The 18,794-nt window shown below is 35.4% G+C and carries 16 protein-coding genes; 7 read left to right on the top strand and 9 right to left on the bottom strand.

What is annotated here, in order from left to right; all coding sequences use genetic code 11:
- Positions 1-11: 11 nt before the first annotated feature.
- From glmS to CXF59_RS13285, 3 genes are read right to left on the bottom strand one after another with little or no spacing between them, the layout of a single operon-like run.
- Complete coding sequence (gene glmS / locus CXF59_RS13295; RefSeq protein WP_101138236.1) at positions 12-1,859, bottom strand: glutamine--fructose-6-phosphate transaminase (isomerizing); 1,848 nt, start codon at positions 1,857-1,859, stop codon at positions 12-14.
- Positions 1,860-1,868: 9 nt separating this feature from the next.
- Positions 1,869-3,455: a DUF4270 domain-containing protein gene (locus tag CXF59_RS13290; RefSeq protein WP_101138235.1), complete on the bottom strand. Its 1,587-nt coding sequence runs from the start codon at positions 3,453-3,455 to the stop codon at positions 1,869-1,871.
- A 16-nt stretch (positions 3,456-3,471) separates the two neighbouring features.
- Entirely contained in the window at positions 3,472-4,284 is an 813-nt protein-coding gene (locus CXF59_RS13285; protein ID WP_101138234.1) for a glycogen/starch synthase, read from the bottom strand.
- 78 nt (positions 4,285-4,362) lie between these two features.
- Between CXF59_RS13285 and panC the strand changes: the two genes are divergently transcribed.
- The 4 genes from panC (at position 4,363) to radA (ending at position 8,299) form a co-directional block, all read left to right on the top strand.
- Positions 4,363-5,241 (top strand): pantoate--beta-alanine ligase, encoded by an 879-nt coding sequence (panC, locus tag CXF59_RS13280; protein WP_101138233.1) that lies wholly within the window; start codon positions 4,363-4,365, stop codon positions 5,239-5,241.
- 14 nt (positions 5,242-5,255) lie between these two features.
- The gene (gene panD / locus CXF59_RS13275; protein ID WP_101138232.1) at positions 5,256-5,606 is read left to right on the top strand and encodes an aspartate 1-decarboxylase; all 351 of its coding nucleotides are present in this window, start codon (positions 5,256-5,258) and stop codon (positions 5,604-5,606) included.
- A gap of 189 nt (positions 5,607-5,795) precedes the next feature.
- Complete coding sequence (locus CXF59_RS13270) at positions 5,796-6,938, top strand: alpha/beta hydrolase (protein WP_101138231.1); 1,143 nt, start codon at positions 5,796-5,798, stop codon at positions 6,936-6,938.
- Complete coding sequence (radA, locus tag CXF59_RS13265) at positions 6,938-8,299, top strand: DNA repair protein RadA (protein ID WP_101138230.1); 1,362 nt, start codon at positions 6,938-6,940, stop codon at positions 8,297-8,299. Before CXF59_RS13270 ends, radA begins: the two co-directional genes overlap by 1 nt.
- A gap of 336 nt (positions 8,300-8,635) precedes the next feature.
- On the opposite strand, the gene CXF59_RS13260 is transcribed toward radA, so the two are convergent.
- Positions 8,636-8,839 carry a hypothetical protein gene (locus CXF59_RS13260; RefSeq protein ID WP_101138229.1) on the bottom strand — a complete coding sequence of 68 codons (204 nt, stop codon included), beginning with the start codon at positions 8,837-8,839 and terminating at the stop codon, positions 8,636-8,638.
- A 530-nt stretch (positions 8,840-9,369) separates the two neighbouring features.
- Between CXF59_RS13260 and CXF59_RS13255 the strand changes: the two genes are divergently transcribed.
- Together CXF59_RS13255 and CXF59_RS13250 are read left to right on the top strand one after the other, a co-directional pair.
- Positions 9,370-9,789 carry a hypothetical protein gene (locus CXF59_RS13255; RefSeq protein ID WP_101138228.1) on the top strand — a complete coding sequence of 140 codons (420 nt, stop codon included), beginning with the start codon at positions 9,370-9,372 and terminating at the stop codon, positions 9,787-9,789.
- A 305-nt stretch (positions 9,790-10,094) separates the two neighbouring features.
- The gene (locus CXF59_RS13250; protein WP_101138227.1) at positions 10,095-12,056 is read left to right on the top strand and encodes a transglycosylase domain-containing protein; all 1,962 of its coding nucleotides are present in this window, start codon (positions 10,095-10,097) and stop codon (positions 12,054-12,056) included.
- Positions 12,057-12,174: 118 nt separating this feature from the next.
- Here CXF59_RS13250 and CXF59_RS13245 read toward each other — a convergent pair whose 3' ends face one another.
- The 3 genes from CXF59_RS13245 to CXF59_RS13235 all read right to left on the bottom strand — a co-directional run bounded on the left by CXF59_RS13245 (position 12,175) and on the right by CXF59_RS13235 (position 15,129).
- A complete protein-coding gene (locus tag CXF59_RS13245; protein WP_101138226.1) occupies positions 12,175-13,212 on the bottom strand; it encodes an aldo/keto reductase in 1,038 nt (345 codons plus the stop codon).
- Between the two features lie 170 nt (positions 13,213-13,382).
- A complete protein-coding gene (locus CXF59_RS13240; RefSeq protein ID WP_101138225.1) occupies positions 13,383-14,324 on the bottom strand; it encodes an OmpA family protein in 942 nt (313 codons plus the stop codon).
- A 40-nt stretch (positions 14,325-14,364) separates the two neighbouring features.
- Complete coding sequence (locus CXF59_RS13235; RefSeq protein ID WP_101138224.1) at positions 14,365-15,129, bottom strand: exodeoxyribonuclease III; 765 nt, start codon at positions 15,127-15,129, stop codon at positions 14,365-14,367.
- A 137-nt stretch (positions 15,130-15,266) separates the two neighbouring features.
- On the opposite strand from CXF59_RS13235, the gene CXF59_RS13230 reads away from it, so the two are divergent.
- Positions 15,267-17,069: a lysophospholipid acyltransferase family protein gene (locus CXF59_RS13230; protein WP_101138223.1), complete on the top strand. Its 1,803-nt coding sequence runs from the start codon at positions 15,267-15,269 to the stop codon at positions 17,067-17,069.
- A gap of 114 nt (positions 17,070-17,183) precedes the next feature.
- On the opposite strand, the gene CXF59_RS13225 is transcribed toward CXF59_RS13230, so the two are convergent.
- Together CXF59_RS13225 and CXF59_RS13220 are read right to left on the bottom strand one after the other, a co-directional pair.
- Positions 17,184-17,465 carry a TM2 domain-containing protein gene (locus CXF59_RS13225; RefSeq protein WP_101138222.1) on the bottom strand — a complete coding sequence of 94 codons (282 nt, stop codon included), beginning with the start codon at positions 17,463-17,465 and terminating at the stop codon, positions 17,184-17,186.
- Positions 17,466-17,666: 201 nt separating this feature from the next.
- Positions 17,667-18,623: a 2-hydroxyacid dehydrogenase gene (locus CXF59_RS13220; RefSeq protein ID WP_101138221.1), complete on the bottom strand. Its 957-nt coding sequence runs from the start codon at positions 18,621-18,623 to the stop codon at positions 17,667-17,669.
- Positions 18,624-18,794: the final 171 nt, after the last annotated feature.

Below are 18,794 nucleotides of genomic sequence, written 5' to 3'. Positions count from 1 at the left end.
CATTAAATTTCTTACTCTACCGTTACCGATTTTGCCAGGTTTCTAGGTTGATCTACATTACAACCTCTCATCACCGCTATATGGTATGATAAAAGCTGTAATGGTATTGTTGTAATCAATGGAGATAATGCATCTGAAGTTTCAGGAATTTCAATCACATAGTCCGCTAATTCACGAACTTGAGTGTCTCCCTTAGTTACTACGGCAATAATTCTTCCACTTCTGGACTTAATTTCCTGTATATTACTTACAATCTTATCATAATGACCTTGCTTTGGAGCAATAACCACTACCGGCATCTGCTCATCAATTAAAGCAATTGGCCCATGTTTCATTTCGGCTGCAGGATAACCTTCAGCATGAATATATGATATCTCCTTAAGTTTTAAAGCTCCTTCAAGTGCAACAGGAAAATTATAACCTCTTCCTAAATACAAACAATTGGGCGCATCTTTAAAAGTAGCCGCAATTTCCTTCGCACGATCGTTAGTTTGCAAAGCTTCTTTTACTTTCTCGGGAATTAACTCCAACTCTTGCAAATACATATGAAAATCAGAAAGAGACAATGTCCCTTTAGCTTTTGCTAAACGCAAAGCAATCATTGTTAACACTGTAATTTGAGTTGTAAAGGCTTTAGTCGATGCAACACCTATTTCTGGCCCTGCATGAGTATAAGCACCTGCATGAGTTTCTCTCGAAATAGAAGAACCTACTACATTACAAACTCCAAAAACAAAAGCTCCGTTCTCTTTTGCTAATTTGATAGCAGCCATCGTATCAGCCGTTTCACCAGATTGAGATATAGCAATTACTACATCATTACTATTGATTATTGGGTTTCTATATCTAAACTCTGAAGCATATTCCACTTCAACAGGTATTCTTGCGAACTCCTCGAAAATATATTCAGCCACTAATCCCGCATGCCATGATGTACCACATGCAACTATAATAATTCTGTCCGCATTTAAGAATTTCTCTAAATTATCCTCGACACCAGACATTTGAATGATTCCTTCATTTGCGTGTAACCGACCTCTATACGTGTCTTTTATTACGCTAGGTTGCTCGTATATTTCTTTTAGCATGAAGTGGTCATACCCTCCTTTTTCAATTTGCTCCAAATTCATTTGAAGCTGCTGAATATAAGGATCAACCAAAGAATCGTCTTTGATTTTTCTTACTTTCATTGATTTATGCAACCTAATGACTGCCATCTCACCATCTTCTAGATAGACCGCATTTGAAGTGTATTCTATAAATGGAGAAGCATCCGATGCGATAAAGTACTCTCCTTCCCCAATACCAATTGCCAAAGGGCTGCCTAAGCGAGCTGCAATAATTTCCTTTGGATTTTTTTTATCAAAAACAGCAATTGCATAAGCTCCAACTACCTGGTTAAGGGCAATTTGAACTGCCTTTCCTAATTTAATATTTTCTTTTTTTTGTACTTCTTCGATAAGATTAACAAGTACCTCAGTATCTGTATCGGAATGGAACACATAACCTCTTTTAATCAACTCTACCTTTAAAGCAGCGTAATTCTCTATAATTCCATTGTGAATTATTACCAAATCTCCTGAATTAGATAGATGTGGATGTGAGTTTACATCATTAGGAACGCCATGTGTCGCCCAACGCGTATGACCAATTCCAATTGTTCCATTAGTAGTCATTTCCTTTGAAGCTTTCTCTTCAAGATCCACAACCTTTCCTTTTGTTTTACATAATTTAATGGCTTCACCATCATGTATCATAACGCCTGCGCTATCATACCCCCTATATTCCAGTCTTTTTAATCCTTTTATAATGATAGGGTAAGCTTCTCTGTAACCTATATATCCAACAATTCCGCACATAGCTTTAAGTTAATTAGGTTTTGTGTAAAAAATTTCAAGTTTTAATCTTTTATCTTCCGGTACGGTAGATTTACTGCCGTATATAATAGCTCCTAAAGGACTCATAACTGAAGCCCTAGGCACCTGCGATAAGGAAGCTGTTGGCGTTCTCAATTTATTAGAGGTTGTGGTGTTTATATCTTCGGTAACAACGACTCCCAACCTAATATTAGTAGAATCTTTATTTTGAATAAGAACTCTAATTTGGTTCGTAATTCTAAGCTTATAAACTTCATTTCCGGCATTATCTTTAGTCAGAATACCTCCGTACGAAGTCTTCCCGTTTTTAGTATTTGAACCTGGGGCCGCATCAGTTACATAATCAAAAATGGGACGATTATTCTCGAAATCATATAAGTAGATTCGCTTTGCTACATAACCGTTTGTCATTGCGCTTGCGTCAACATGAAACACTAAATTAGCTTCATTTATTAACCAACCATTCTTTCTAATCGTTTCCAGCTCATCAGCAACACCATTATTATCAGCATCTGGACCAAAAAGCTTTATAATCGATAGAGAACCTTCTCCTCCTTTTAGATATAAAGTTTCGTCCCCAAGAGCCGTATTGATGTTTGCTGGTGTTGTTGCATTAGCATAAGAAGTTTTTGTATTACTTTGGTCTAGTAAACTAACCGTGTTCCCCGTAAGGTTAAGTACAATCGTCTTTTCAACTCTTGCGGCATCCGTATCAGAAGTGTCTTCTTTATAATTTATGGTAATTTTACCTTTTTTAAAGTCTAACGAAGCCATATTAGAAGGGCTGCTTCCTGATTTCTCTACTTTAAAATACAATCCTCTAAAGTATTCTTTAAAAACATCATTGCCCGCCAACTTACCTGAAGTCGAGGCTTCGATGATTTTAGTTTTAAAATAATCAGTATTCAAATCCAAACGCATTCCCGGAGCGACACGAGTAACCACATCTACTCCGTCTTTAGTAGTTGTAGACTTATATTCAACAGCGCTAAAGACAAAAGCATCATTTTGACTTGCATTCGAGGAGTTATTCAAACGGCTCCCCACTTTAACGTTATTAAAATCGGCATTCTGATTGGTATAATATTTTTGAGCTTCTTTAAAACCGCCAGCAGGATCTAAATCCCTCATGAAGTAACCAGACTCAAAAACACTCAGCATAATTTTAGCGTCTTTAGGACCATAGATTGAATCTAACTGATACGTTCCGTCTCCATTAGTGTCAGTAGATTTTAAAGTACTAAAATATGGAATTGTCAAAACAACACTTTCAATTACCGGATTCTTTCCGATAGTTGGATTTGCTGACTCTAAAACTAATTGTGTTGCAAAATTTGCCGTGGTTGTGCCAAAAGCAGGATTGTCAAAAATACCTAATGCATTTATGGGAAGATTATTAGATTGTATGGGACCTATTTTTTGATTATAAGCGACAACACTTGATGTATATTTTACAAAATCAAAGTGGTTGTCCCCTATCAAGCCATCCCCAATTGAATTATAATCTTTATCACATGAATAAAGAAAAACAACACACGCCACTAATAGAATTTTCTTAAAAAAAGAATTATTGTACATATTCGCTAATAAAATTTTAAATTGATAGAACCTTTTCTTGATAAAAAGCGGTATAAGCTTCCGTGAATTCATCTTTAGGGACGAAAGGTAAAAAAGGTTTCCCTGAAGATTCTATAAATTTTGTTAAACTTGGAGACAGACTATCCGAAGCGATAATAACAGCATCAGAATGTTTGATAGTCGCCTTTATAATGCTTTCATAATCTGGCGTTTCTAAATCAGAAATAGCATCTAAAGGAACTCCGTCCAATTTTATTTTATTAATCATTTCCGCATCTAAAGACCCTTCAAATGACTGACTGTATACTGAAGTAACAATTTTTGTATCAGAAAACAACGCTTCATTTTTATAGTAATGTTTCATGTAGATTGGCAACATTGCAGCCATCCAGCCATGAACATGAATAATATCCGGAACCCAATTCAGTTTTTTCACGGTCTCAACAACTCCTTTTGCAAAGAAAATTGCACGCTCATCATTATCTGCATACATCACTCCTTCTTCATCGGCAAATGTCGCTTTCCTTTTAAAATATTCATCATTGTCAATAAAGTAAACCTGAATCCTTTCTTTAGGTATACTAGCCACCTTTATTATCAGGGGCATGTCCAAGTCATTCACAACCAAATTCATCCCCGAAAGCCTAATTACTTCATGTAATTGGTGTCTTCTCTCATTAATATTCCCATATCTCGGCATAAAAATTCTGATTTGCCCTCCTTGATCATTGATCATCTTCGGTACGTCGTAAGACATCAGAGACACCTCATTCTCAGCTAGGTAAGGCACCACTTCAGATGATACATATAATATCCTCTTATCTTTCATATTGTAATTTGCTTAAATTGTTGGTAATAAAAACCACGCAAAATTACAAAAATTTATGCAGTTATTAACTAATATATTATGTTTGCACTAAATTTAAATAAAAGAACCATGCCTATTTTCTATGGAAAAGCAGCTTTGATAGACTATTTGAAATCTATTAAGACCCAAAATTCTACTATTGGTTTCGTTCCCACGATGGGTGCATTACATCAAGGACACCTTTCCTTAATGCAACAGTCATTAGCAGAGAATGACACTACCGTGGTTAGCATCTTTGTAAATCCTACTCAGTTTAATAACTCTGAGGATTTATCAAAATATCCAAGAACCTTAGAAGCAGACATAGCAAAAATAAACGGACTAAGTACTGATATTGTTTTATATGCCCCCTCTGTAGATGATATCTACGACGGAAAAGTACTATCCCAAGCATTCGATTTTGACGGATTAGAAAATCAAATGGAAGGAAAGTTCAGACCAGGTCATTTTGACGGAGTAGGAACAATTGTAAAACGTCTTTTCGAAATTGTAACCCCTACAAATGCTTATTTTGGAGAAAAAGATTTCCAGCAGTTACAAATTGTGAAAAAGATGGTCAAAAAAAATAAACTTGAGGTCAATGTGATTGGATGCGCTATTTTCAGAGAGTCCAATGGTCTCGCAATGAGCTCCAGAAATGAGCGATTGACAGCTCAGCAAAGAGCAGACGGGTCTTTAATTTTAAAAACATTGAATCACGCAAAAGAAAAATTTAAAACAAATAGTGCCACGGCCGTAACGCAATGGGTAGAGAAATCATTCAGTGCAAGTACTTCATTTGAGTTAGAGTATTTTCAAATTGCAGATGAAACAACACTTAGACCTTGTTTAAGAAAAAGCAGTACTAAAAAATACCGCGCTTTTATAGCAGTTACCGTGAATAACATAAGATTGATCGATACCATTTCATTAAATTAATTTACTTTTGTAGCATGCAAATCCAAGTATTAAAATCAAAAATTCACCGGGTAAAAGTAACCGGAGCCGACTTAAATTATATCGGCAGTATTACTATTGATGAAAATCTGTTAGAAGCCTCAAATATCATTGAAGGTGAAAAAGTTTCCATTGTCAACATTAACAATGGCGAACGCTTTGAAACTTATGCCATAAAAGGAGCGCGCAATTCAGGTGAAATCACTCTAAATGGACCTGCGGCAAGAAAAGTTCAAAAAGATGATATTATCATTATTATCTCCTACGCTACCTTAGAGTTTGAAGAAGCAAAAACGTTCAAGCCCTGGATTATTTTTCCAAATGAAAACGACAATTCTTTAACTTAAATCATAGAAAACTAGTTTTTCCTCAACTTACGACAGTATCTTGAAGCCTATGTCCGTTTTTTATACGGGCTGAAATTCTATTTTCAACATGAAACTGTTTTAGGTATCCTATTTTTCCATTAAAGTAAATAAAGCATTATATTGCTACTCCATTTAGAATGAAATTAATTTTTTAAATAAGTCTAAATCATGAAACAGCTACTCCTATTGCTCTTCTTTACTTTTTCTATGTTTTCTCAAAAAACTACAGAATCATTTATTTCAAACAAGCTGGGAGAAACTCGAGAAATAACCATTGGCTTACCTTCCACATATGACCAAAATCCAACTAAAAAATACCCTTTACTTATATTATTGGATGGCGATTACTTATTTGATCCTTTTTATGGCGCCTTGGACTATGGATGTTATTGGGATGATTTACCTGAAACCATTGTTATTGGTATAAATCAAAGAAATAATCGAATGGAGGACTGCAAATATAATAAAGACAATGGCTTGCCGTCCGGAAAAGGAGCTGCTTTTTTTGAATTTATTGGCGGAGAATTATTGCCCTACATTGAAAAAAAATACCGTACCGCACCATTTAGAATTATTGCTGGACATGATACAACAGCAGGTTTTTTGAATTTTTTCCTCTATAAGGATAGCCCACTATTTAATGCCTACATCTCTTTAAGCCCCGAATTAACTCCAGAAATGGAAACTCGAATTCCGGAAAAACTTGCGAAATCAAAAAAAGCTGTTTTTTACTATCAATCATCCGCTGATGGCGATATCAGGCAGCTTCGCGAACCGATAAAAAACTTAGACGCCAACATAAAGATGATTACTAATTCAGATATTGATTATAAGTATGATGAGTTTCATAATGCCTCTCATTATTCCCTAGTGCTATATTCGATTCCTAGTGCATTATATCAAATTTTCGACTCCTACAAACCCATTTCTTCCTCTGAATTTACAGATCAAATTGTAACTCTTCAAAGTGGATATGTCGACTACCTCATAAAAAAATATGATCTGATATCAGACAAACTAGGTCTGACAATTCCAGTCAGACTAAATGACTTTAAAGCAATTGAAGCTGCGATTCTAAAAAACAATGCTTATGATGAGTTAGACAAACTAGCAGAAATTGCCGATAAAAACTATCCGAAATCAATGTTAGCCTCTTATCAATTGGGCTTAATGTACGAGAAAATGGGCGATGCTAAAAGAGCAGCCAGCAAATACCAACGAGCATCTCAATTAGAGGAGATCGGTAATTTAACAAAAGACATGATGTTTGATAAATATGACAGCATGAACGGTTTAACACAAAAAAAATAATGTCGAAAATAAAAACTTCTTTTTTCTGCCAGAATTGTGGAGCTCAATATGCCAAATGGCAAGGGCAGTGTAACTCCTGTAAGGAATGGAACACTATCGCCGAGGAAATTATCCAAAAACAAGAAAAAGTGGCCTGGAAAAGTGAAGCAACCGTGACAAGTAAAGCACCCAAGCCATTAAAAATAAATGAAATCGATTCTACCCAGGAAATCCGTATGGACACTACTGACTCTGAATTAAACAGAGTGCTTGGAGGCGGTATCGTTCCCGGATCCTTAATATTATTAGGCGGTGAACCCGGAATAGGAAAAAGTACGCTCTTGCTTCAAATCTCACTGAAATTACCCTACAAAACTTTATATGTTTCTGGCGAAGAAAGCCAAAAACAGATAAAAATGAGAGCAGAAAGAATCACCACAACAAGTGACAACTGCTATATCCTTACCGAAACTAAAACGCAAAATATCTTTAAACAAATTGAAGCTATTGCCCCCGAAATTGTAATCATTGATTCAATTCAAACACTTCATACCGATTATATTGAGTCTACAGCAGGTAGTATTTCCCAAATCCGAGAGACCACTGCCGAGCTAATCAAATTTGCTAAAGAAACGAATATTCCCGTTATTCTGATTGGTCATATTACCAAAGACGGAAACATTGCCGGACCCAAAATATTGGAACACATGGTCGACACTGTTTTACAATTTGAAGGAGATCGAAACCATGTCTACCGCATTTTACGATCCCTAAAAAATCGTTTCGGCTCTACGGCTGAAATTGGAATTTATGAAATGCTTGGAAGCGGACTGCGTGAAGTCTCGAATCCATCGGAGATTTTAATTTCGCATAAAGACGAAGAGCTCTCTGGTACGGCCATTGCTTCTACTCTGGAAGGCATGCGCCCATTAATGATTGAGATACAATCATTAGTCAGTACGGCAGTTTACGGCACACCACAGCGCAGCACAACAGGTTACAATGCCAAACGGCTGAATATGATTTTGGCTGTTCTGGAAAAAAGAGCCGGTTTCCGTTTAGGAGCCAAAGACGTTTTTTTAAACATCACGGGCGGAATCAGCGTAGACGACCCGGCTATCGATTTAGCGGTCGTGGCAGCCATTTTATCCTCTAATGAAGACATTCCGGTTAATAAAGGTTTTTGTTTTGCGGGAGAAGTAGGATTATCAGGAGAAATCCGTCCCGTGAACCGAGTAGATCAACGCATTCAAGAGGCGGAGAAACTGGGTTTCTCGACTATTTTCGTGTCAAAATACAATAAAATCACATTGAAAAATACTGGAATAAAAATTCAACTTGTGGCAAAAATAGAAGATGTGGCCAGCATGCTGTTTGGGTAAAATAATTTAAACCCAACACTTTTATGATAAATGCAATACTACTTTGGACGTGACCAACAAAAAAAGTGGGTCGGACTATTCGCTACAATCTTTTTTATCTCACCCCAAAATGGCGAGATAAAAAAGGATTTTCGCTTCTATCCCACACGCAAACCCATAAATTCGAGAAGATAATTCGCTAAAAAGTTAAATCAATCTTATACTCAAAGAATACCTCACCCAGCAATCTAATCCTATTTCTTTTATAAGCGACACCGCTGATAGCTCTAACCATATCAAGAACGTTATGGCTTATTTATTCCACTTATATAGCAACATCATTCTTTCTATTTGCTTCTACAAATAATCTAAGACTTCATCTTCATTACTAAATAAATTTAAATTATTAATTCCTCCTTTTTCATCAAAATAAAAAGATTCCCAACAAGGTTTATAATCAACTAAAATAAAAGCATAATACTTAACCCCATTATTTATAGAACACCAATTATCAGATGCTTTATTCGCTATGGTTTTTTCTCTAAATGATTTAGTAGCCATAATATTAATAGTCTTTAACATATCGTTTTGTTCGAAATAATAAGAGCTTACAGCTAATTTATGCTGTAAACCCTACTGTGCATTCTATGACAAAAAACAAGTGAATTTAAAAAACTTTCCACTGCAACAACTCTCTTTTGTATAACAAGTTAAAATTACAACTTTTTAATTTTATATACTTTATAATACAGTATCCATTTTGGCTATCCCAGCTATTAATTGGAACGGGGACGTAGTCAGGACAATTCCTACAGCAGGTAAAATCAGAGGATTTAGTCATCAGGCTACTTGGGTAAAAATAATTCGAATATAAAAGCGGAACTAGTACAACAGCAGTACTCTCTTCACATTGACCTTTAGTTATTTACATGTTAATTTTTATGCTATCCCTAATTTATTTCGTATTTTTATAAAGCAAGGGTTTGAATCTATCAATTTAAAAGCAATTTTAGAACTCGCGTTCAAAATCGTTTTCCTAATAAAATCAGAACTCTCTACTATAATTAATAACACTATCAAACGTATAAAACATGAAAAAGCAAACAGGCATTTGGATTGACTCAACAAAAGCAATCATTGTAACTCTTGAAGACGGAAAAGAAGCGGTTAGTGAAATCCAATCTGATCTTGAGAATAGAGTCTATCACGATAAAGAGGGTGACAAAGGAAGTTTTTTTGGAGGTCAGCACATGGACTCACAAAAATCCTTTGACGAAAGAAAAAAACATCAAATCAATAACTATTTAAAAGATATTATATCTAACGTTAATGGTTCTGACGAGCTTTACATTTTTGGTCCTGCTGAAACTAAAACTAAATTGGAACAAAAAATAAATGCTGAAAAATCAACTATTGCTAGCAAACTAAAATCTGTTGAAACAGCGGACAGTATGACTTCTAATCAGATTATAGCAAAAGTAAAAAAATTCTACGATCACAAACAACCCTAGTTATAGTTGTTTATTAGTACTTAAATTTATGGTGTAATGCCGATATAGCATGAAAATAGTCTGAGTTTAATTGCGCGATATTGAATAAATAATCGGTATAATGCCATTTATATTAAAGATTTAGCCTTATTTTAAACCATAATATATCCCACGTTTCAAAAACTACAATACGCAACTATTGTAGTTTTTTTTGCTCAAAACAAAAAATCAAGCTCTCCAAACTAACTATTTCAGTTTAAAAAAAAGATTAGCAGATATTCTTTTAAATTTGCTTCTCAATCGATTCTTAAACTATCATGCCATTCATGAAAACCGGAAACCAAAAGATAATTTTACTCCTGAAAGTGCTTATGGTATTCTTAACACTAATCGCAATCGTTTTTTTTGTTTTTAGAGATTCTATTTTACAGCAAGCAATCGAAAAAGCTTCAACTAAAATTGAGCAGAAATACAACAGTGATTTGTCCATAAAAAAAGCCTCTTTTGACGGTTTTTCAGGAATCAGCCTGACTGAAATCACTTTTGTTCCTAAAAATGCAGATACCCTCTTTAAAATCCAAAAAATGAAAACTAGTATTAATTTTTGGTATTTGCTGTTCGGCGATGTTCAACTGGGTACCCTGGAAATTAAAAACGGAATGGTACAACTCATACAGAAAGGAAATGTGAAAAATTTCGCCGCATTCCTAAAGAAAGATGATGACGAATCAACTACCAATGAAAAAAGAGAGTATGCCGCTTTTGCTTATAGAATTATTTCGAAAGCATTAAACTTGATTCCAACTGATATGAGCGTCGAAAACCTGCAATTCAAACTGGATGATAATGGTAAAAAAGCAACAATCGACATTAAAAAATTAGTGCTTTTTGATAAAAAGCTTGAAACTTCGATAAATGTCCAAACCAATACTTTTGCCCAGCGTTGGGAAATTAGCGGTTTCGCAGATCCAAGAAATAAAAAAGCAGATATCCGAATCTTTAATAAAGATACTGGAGCCATCAAAGTGCCGTATTTTGACGAGCGTTATAATTTAAAGTCCAGCTTTGATTCGATTCGGTTAAATATTGACAATATCGACAAGAGCGGAGATGAATTGCATATTGATGGCTTCACGTCGATCACAAACTTTAGGATAAACCATCCAAAAATAGCCAGCAAAGATGTTGTAATCAAAAATGCGCGATTTGACTATCGTTTCTTACTTGGCTCTGATTTCATATCAATAGATAGCAGTTCCGCAGTACAATTCAATCAGATTAAATTACGCCCCTATATTTTATATGATACGGAAGCCGACACTATTTACAAACTCAAAGTGATTATTCCTAAAATGAAAGCCCAGGATTTTATATCCTCTCTCCCTGATGGGTTGTTCACCCATTTTCAAGGGATGAAGGCCGAGGGAACCTTTGATTACAAACTGGATTTTAAATTCAATAAAAACAAACCCGAGCAACTGGTTTTTGACAGCAATTTAAAAAAGGAAAAATTAAAAATAACAAAATACGGAGAAGCAAATCTCACCAAACTGAACGGGGAATTCGTCTATAGGGCAATTATAAAAAATATCCTGCAACGGCCAATTTTAGTAGGCTCGTCTAATCCAAATTACACGCCGACAGACCAAATTTCTCCTTACTTAAAAAAATGTGTTTTAACTACAGAAGACCCTTCTTTCTTCTCCCATCATGGGTTTATAAATGAAGCGTTCAAACAATCTATTGTCAAAAACATAGAAACAAAAAAGTTCTCGCGCGGTGCTAGTACCATCAGCATGCAATTGATAAAAAATGTTTTCCTTACCCGCGAAAAAACGGTATCTCGAAAACTGGAGGAAATCTTGTTGGTTTATATTTTGGAAAACAACCGCATCGTCAGCAAAGAACGCATGCTTGAAGTATATTTTAATATTATTGAATGGGGACCCAATGTATACGGAATAGGTGAAGCAAGCCGTTTCTACTTCCAGAAAAGCCCTTCTGAATTAACTTTTAACGAATGCTTGTTTTTGGCTCGAATCATCCCTAGCCCAAGAAAATTCATGTATCAGTTTAATAACTATGGCAAGTTAAGAGAATTTGCAGCTAAACAGGAATCCTTTTTAACGAAAATCATGACTAAAAGAGGGCTCCTAAATATTGACGATACGATTTACAAATCGCAGCATATGCTGATTTCAGGTCCCGCTAAATCATATCTCAGATTAAAAGTGCAGGACTCAATAGTTGTTGACTCTTTGACAATCAATAACGATTTTGAATTTTAGTGCATAACCGCAAAGTTCGCAATGATTTTAAAATTTGAATAGAACTAAAAAAGCCCACATAAAACAGTTGCTCTTTGTGGACTTTACGTGAAAAATTCGCGAACCTTGCAGTCAAGAATCAGGGTGCAGGATCAGGAATTAGAGCCTGAACAGCATTGATTGCTTGTAACAGATCCTCGGACAAAGTCACCTTGATGGTATTAATATTTTCTTTTAATTGTTCCATAGTGCTAGCGCCAATTATGGTACTAGTCAAGAAAGACTGCTGCTCTATAAAAGCCAAAGACAATTCCGTCAATGTTAAACCATTTTCATGTGCGATTTCCTGATACAAGCGAGTCGCCTCAGCACACTGCGCACTATTGTATCTGGCCATTTGCGGAAATAGATTGAGTCGGGAATTGGGGTGATTTTCTCCTGATAAAAACTTACCGGACAAAACACCAAAAGCCATTGGCGAATAAGCCAAAAGACCCACATTTTCCCTCATACAAATCTCGGCTGAACCATTTTCAAAAAGTCTATTCAATAAAGAATAGGGGTTTTGAACCGTTTTAACCCTGGGCAAATGATTGTATTTACTTTCCTCCAGAAAACGCATGATTCCCCACGGCGTTTCGTTAGAAAGGCCTATATGTTTAATCTTCCCTTCCTTAATCAAATCTCCCAAAGTATCCAAAACAGCATGGATATTATCTTCCCAAGCATCCTCTTGCACCGTAAAACCTCTTTGTCCAAAAAAATTGGTTTTTCGCTCCGGCCAATGCAATTGATACAAATCAAGATAGTCGGTTTGAAGGCGTTGTAAACTGTTATCTAAAGCGTATTTTATGCTTGCAGGCGAGAAGTCATTCTTATCGCGCATGTAGGTAAAGTTTGGGTTGGGGCCTGCTATTTTAGAAGCCAGAACAACCTCTTCTCTTCTTCCCGTTTTTTTGAACCAGGTCCCAATAATTTTCTCGGTGCTTCCATAGGTTTCCTCACGTGCTGGAACAGAGTACATCTCGGCTGTATCAAAAAAATTAACTCCTTTTTCAAGTGCATAATCCATTTGTTCATGTCCTTCTGCCTCGGTATTTTGTTGACCGAAAGTCATTGTGCCCAAACATATTTTGCTGACTTTTATTTCAGTATTGGGTAGAGTTGTATATTTCATTTTTTAGATTAAAAGTTAAAAACAATTAAAAGCGTGCAACTACAAATGTACCTTTTATTGACAGTTCATGGTATCCCGTTAACAGATTTTTCAGAAACTTTCATTTTATTTAAATACAAAAAAGTTCAGCTTCTTACGACTGAACCTTTCTAAATCAAAAACGTTACAACTTAGTTTATTTCATTCAACATTTCAGCGATTTCATCTAATCTTGGCGTCAAGATAATCTCAATTCTTCTGTTTTTCGCTTTTCCTTCCGCTGTTGCATTACTGGCCAATGGCGAAAACTCCCCTCTTCCTGCAGCGGTTAAGTTTTGCTTATTGATATTATTGTTTTCGCTTAAAATGGCAACTATCGCAGTCGCTCTTTTAGTGGATAAATCCCAATTATCAGCTATAGGACCTGAAGCACTGAAACGGTCATCATCAGTATGACCTTCAATCAGCACTGAAATATCTGGATTGTCTCCCAATACTTTTCCCAGTTCGACAACTGCTTTCTTTCCTTCAGAACCTACAGCCCAACTACCTGAGTTGAACAGTAGTTTGTTTTCCATGGATACATATACTTTTCCGTTTTTTTGCTCTACGGTCAGTCCTTTTCCTTCGAAACTATTTAAGGCATTTGAAAGCGTTTCTTTCAGTTTTTTCATCGTTGCTTCTTTGGCGGCAATCAATGATTCTAATTCTTGCAGTCTTTGGGCACTTTTGTTTAATCGCTCCTGTTCAATTGCCAAAGCCTTTCCTTTAGCATCTAATTGCGAAAGCAAATCACGATTTTTACTCATGTTACTTTGCAAAGCCTCATTACTGTTCTTTTCTAAAGCATTGTAGGATTCCTGCATCACATCCATCTTATTGCTTAAAGCACCATAATCAGCCAGCCATTTATCTCGCTCTGACTTTACTTTACTCAGGTCTGATCTTAATGCATCTTGGTCAATTTCCAGTTGATTTTTTGCTTGTAAAAGGTTTGAGTTTTCATCAGCTAAGGTTCTGTTTTCTTTCTTTAAATCTGTGAATCTATTTTCTAAATCATTGTAAATTTTCTTAGATACGCACGAAGTTGAAAGCGCTACAATTAACAATCCTATTGAAATTTTTTTTATCATTTTTTATACTTTAAAAATTATTTTGTGATCAATTATAAATCTACTCTATCTCCACTAAAACGGGACAATGATCAGAATGTTTTGCTTCGGGCAAAATAAGTGCTCTTTTTATTCTTTCCTTCAAAGGCTCGCTGACCAAACAATAATCAATTCGCCACCCTTTATTACTTGGTCTTGCACTAGGAACACGCACGGTCCACCAAGTATAGTTATCCGGTTCTTTGTTTAGAAAACGGAAACTGTCAATGAATCCATTGTTCAAAAATGTATCAAGCCAAGCTCTTTCTTCGGGCAAAAACCCAGATACTTTTTTACTTTGAACTGGATTATGGATGTCTATCGCTTCGTGACATATATTGTAATCACCGCAAATTACCAGATTAGGAATCTCTTTCTTTAAATCCGTAATGTAATTCTGAAAGTCATCCATAAACATGAATTTATGATCCAATCTTGCACTATTTGTTCCCGAAGGCAGATACAAACTCATCACTGATAATTCATCAAAGTCTACCCGTATCGTTCTTCCTTCGAAATCCATATGTTCAATTCCAGTTCCAAAAACGATGTTATTCGGTTTTGTTTTTGATAAGATGGCTACTCCGCTGTATCCTTTTTTTGTAGCCGGAAACCAATAATGATAAGGATATCCTGCTAATTCAAAATCCAATAACGGAAGTTGTTCCGGAGATGCCTTAATTTCTTGTAGACAAACTACATCAGGATTTGCCTGTTGCAGCCAATCAATGAATCCTTTAGAAATTGCAGCACGAATTCCGTTAACATTATAAGAAATAATCTTCATTTTTATATAATTTTGAATTTCAAAAGTAATAAAAAATAAAAACGAAACAGTGGAAAAAACAAGAAAATCGAATGACCCAATAGCCTAATCATAGACTTTTTGTTTATCTTCGCCTTTCGTTCAAAAACTATACGAAAATGGGTTTAGTTACCGCCAAAGAAGTTGCAAAAGCAATAAACGCTCAAAAATATGGAGTTCTGGGAACTTTTTCCGGTTGGCTTTTGATGAAAGCATTAAAGATATCTAAGCTTAATAAATTTTATGACGGTAATAAACATTTAAAAGACGTTGAGTTCTTAAATGCCATATTATCCGACTTACAAATAAAATTTGAAATCCCAGAAGAAGATTTTAAACGGCTACCAAAAGACGGTGCGTATATAACCATTTCCAATCATCCTTTGGGCGGCATAGATGGTGTTTTATTGTTGAAATTAATGCTCGAACGAGAACCAAACTTCAAAATAATAGCAAACTTCTTATTACATAGAATTAAGCCTCTCAAAAAATACATCATGCCTGTCAATCCTTTTGAAAATCATAAGGGTACCAAATCAAGTGTGATAGGGATTAAGGAAACTTTACGTCACTTAAGTGATGGAAAACCTCTTGGAATGTTTCCAGCCGGAGAAGTTTCCAGTTACAAAGACGGAAAACTTATGGTCGACAAACCATGGGAAGAAGGGGCTATTAAAGTAATCCGTAAAGCGCAAGTTCCAGTTGTGCCTATTTATTTTCACGCTAGAAATAGTTGGTTGTTTTATTTCCTTTCTAAAATTAGTGGAACCTTTCGTACTGCAAAATTACCATCAGAAGTTTTTAGTCAGAAACATCGCGTCATAAAAGTCAGAATAGGAAAACCGATTTCTGTCGCAGAACAAAATGAATATAAAACAACAGAGCTTTATTCTGAATTCCTGAGAAAAAAGACCTATATGTTGGCCAATCCTTACGATAAAGAATTTAAGTTACTGACAACACCACATTTAAAGATTCCCAGAAGCCCTAAAGAAATCGTGACTCCTGCAAATGGAGAAAAAATAATTGCAGAAGTCGATACTTTACGAAACACGGATTGCAGACTGTTACAAAGTAAAAACTACGAGGTGTTTTTTGCCGAAGCGAATACAATCCCAAGTATTCTTCATGAAATCGGACGATTGCGTGAAATCACATTTAGAGAAGTGGGAGAAGGAACAAACGAGTCTATCGATTTAGACAAATTCGATCAATACTACCACCATCTTTTCTTATGGGATGAAGAGGCGAAGAAAATCGCAGGAGCATATAGAATGGGACTAGGCTCAGAAATTTATCCTAAATACGGAATAGAAGGTTTTTATTTGAATGAACTTTTTCGTTTTGAGCCAGAACTTGACGATATGATGAATCAGTCCATCGAAATGGGTCGTGCATTCATCATCAGAGAATACCAGCAAAAACCGATGCCCCTTTTCTTGCTTTGGAAAGGAATCATTCATACCACCTTACGTTTTCCGGAACATAAATTCCTTCTTGGGGGTGTAAGTATCAGCAATCAATTCTCTGATTTTTCAAAATCTTTAATGATTGAATTTATGAAATCAAATTATTATGACCCTTACATCGCACAGTATGTTCATCCTAAGAAAGCCTATAAAGTAAAACTGAAAGATGCTGATAAAGATTTTATTTTTAATGAAACAGAAGCTGATTTAAATAAATTTGACAAAATTATTGATGAACTCGAACCAGGAGTTTTGCGTTTGCCGGTATTAATTAAAAAATACATCAAACAAAATGCAAAAGTGGTTGCTTTTAATGTTGATCCATTGTTTAATAATGCTGTTGATGGCCTTATGTACATTAGAATTGCAGATATTCCTGAAAGCACTATGAAACCTGTTATGGAAGAATTTCAGGCAGAACTAGAAAGAAAATTAGCCGATAAAGAAGATTAGTCAGATCCTAACCTTTTCCAAATAAGAATTAAACGTAAAAAAGTCTCGGAATTCCGAGACTTTTTTACGTTTATACCAGAATTTATTTAGAATAACTAGTAAATATAATTGATATCAAAACCAGCCTTTTTTGTTTACCTGATAGGTTTGATAAAATTCCTCATCTGATTTAGTCAAATAAATTATCCCTTCTATAAACCCTAACAGGGCAGTTACTGTACCGCAGGTAACAAGACTAATCACAAGCCATATTATACCTTCTGTTGTATATCCTAAAAGGAATTTATGAATTCCAAAAGGTGCCAGAAGTAGTGCTAATATGCCTGCTGCTATTTTTTTGTTGTCTTCTTTAACAGGTTGTGGATTATTCCAATGTTCCTTGTTTGAATTTTCCATGATAGCTGATGAATTGATTGATATCTAAGTAATAAATATATTAAATTTTATCTAAATTGAGATCAATCGGCTCCAAAAATTTAATTATAATCCCTGTTAGCCCAAAAACTAACTAAACACAACGAATTAAGCAACTAATTTTTAATCCCTTTTTTAATTTAAAAATACGGCCACCAATAGTCTGCCCTTTTAAATTAAATATTACTCGTATTCACTAAAATACTTAGCCTTAATCTTATCTACAATCACTTGCGCCAGCCGTTCATGACTTTCGAAAGTCCATCCGGCGACGTGAGGCGATAATATGACATTATCCGCTTCTAACAAGAATCGAAACGCTTCAGGTGTATTGTCTTCTTGAAAAAGAGTTTCAAAAGATAATTTTTCATACTCTAATACATCCAGTCCTGCACCCAGAACCTTTCCTGCATTCATAGCCGCTACTAAATCTGCCGTAACTACATGATTCCCCCTAGAGGTATTAAACACCCAAAAAGACTTCGTAAAAGCATCAATAAAAGCAGCGTCAACCATTTTATTGGTTTCCGGTGTCCAGGGAATATGCAAACTCAGCACATCCGCTTTTTGTTGTAACTCTTTTAAAGAAACCTGCTTTGCGTTAGCATCACCTACATGCTGCTTAATATCATAACACAATACTTCCGCTTCAAAACCACTCAGTTTTTTGGCAAAGCATTTTCCCATATTACCATAGCCTATAATACCTACAGTTTTACCATCCAACTCATGCCCTCTATTTCCTTCTCTGTTCCAATGTCCTGATCGAATCTCTCTGTCTGCTTTATTTAGATTATTAAAAAGCGACAAAATCATACCTAAAGTATGCTCCGCAACCGCATTCCTATTCCCTTCTGGAGCAGCGATGAGCGTAATGTTTTTTGATATCGCATATTCACAGTCGATACTTTCCAGACCGGCGCCAACACGTGCTATAAACTGTAAATTAGTAGCTTTATCCAAAAAGAACTTATCAATTTTGAATCTGCTTCGAATTACAATCCCTTGGTAAGACTGTATTTTTGCCTCGATTTCTTCTTTCGAGGAAGTGAAATCTTCGTGATTTTCAAAACCCAGTTCTTGCAATTGCCTCATTAAAATGGCATTGTTGCTGTCAATATGAAGAATTTTAATATCCATGAAAGTGATTCTAAGTTTAGAAAGCAAAATTAACGAAAAAAACACGATTTATTGTTTTAATACCGATTATGTATTCAGTATAGTAACCGAATAGATTCTAATTTCGACCTACTGAAAATTAAAAAAACCATTTCCAAATTATTTAAATTTAGAAATGGTTTTCCAGCTAAT

Origin of the sequence: Flavobacterium sp. ALD4 (assembly GCF_002836475.1) — a bacterium.
In the GTDB taxonomy this organism is placed as follows: domain Bacteria; phylum Bacteroidota; class Bacteroidia; order Flavobacteriales; family Flavobacteriaceae; genus Flavobacterium.
The sequence above is the reverse complement of the archived record's forward strand: the minus strand, read 5'-3'. Positions and strand labels throughout refer to the sequence as shown.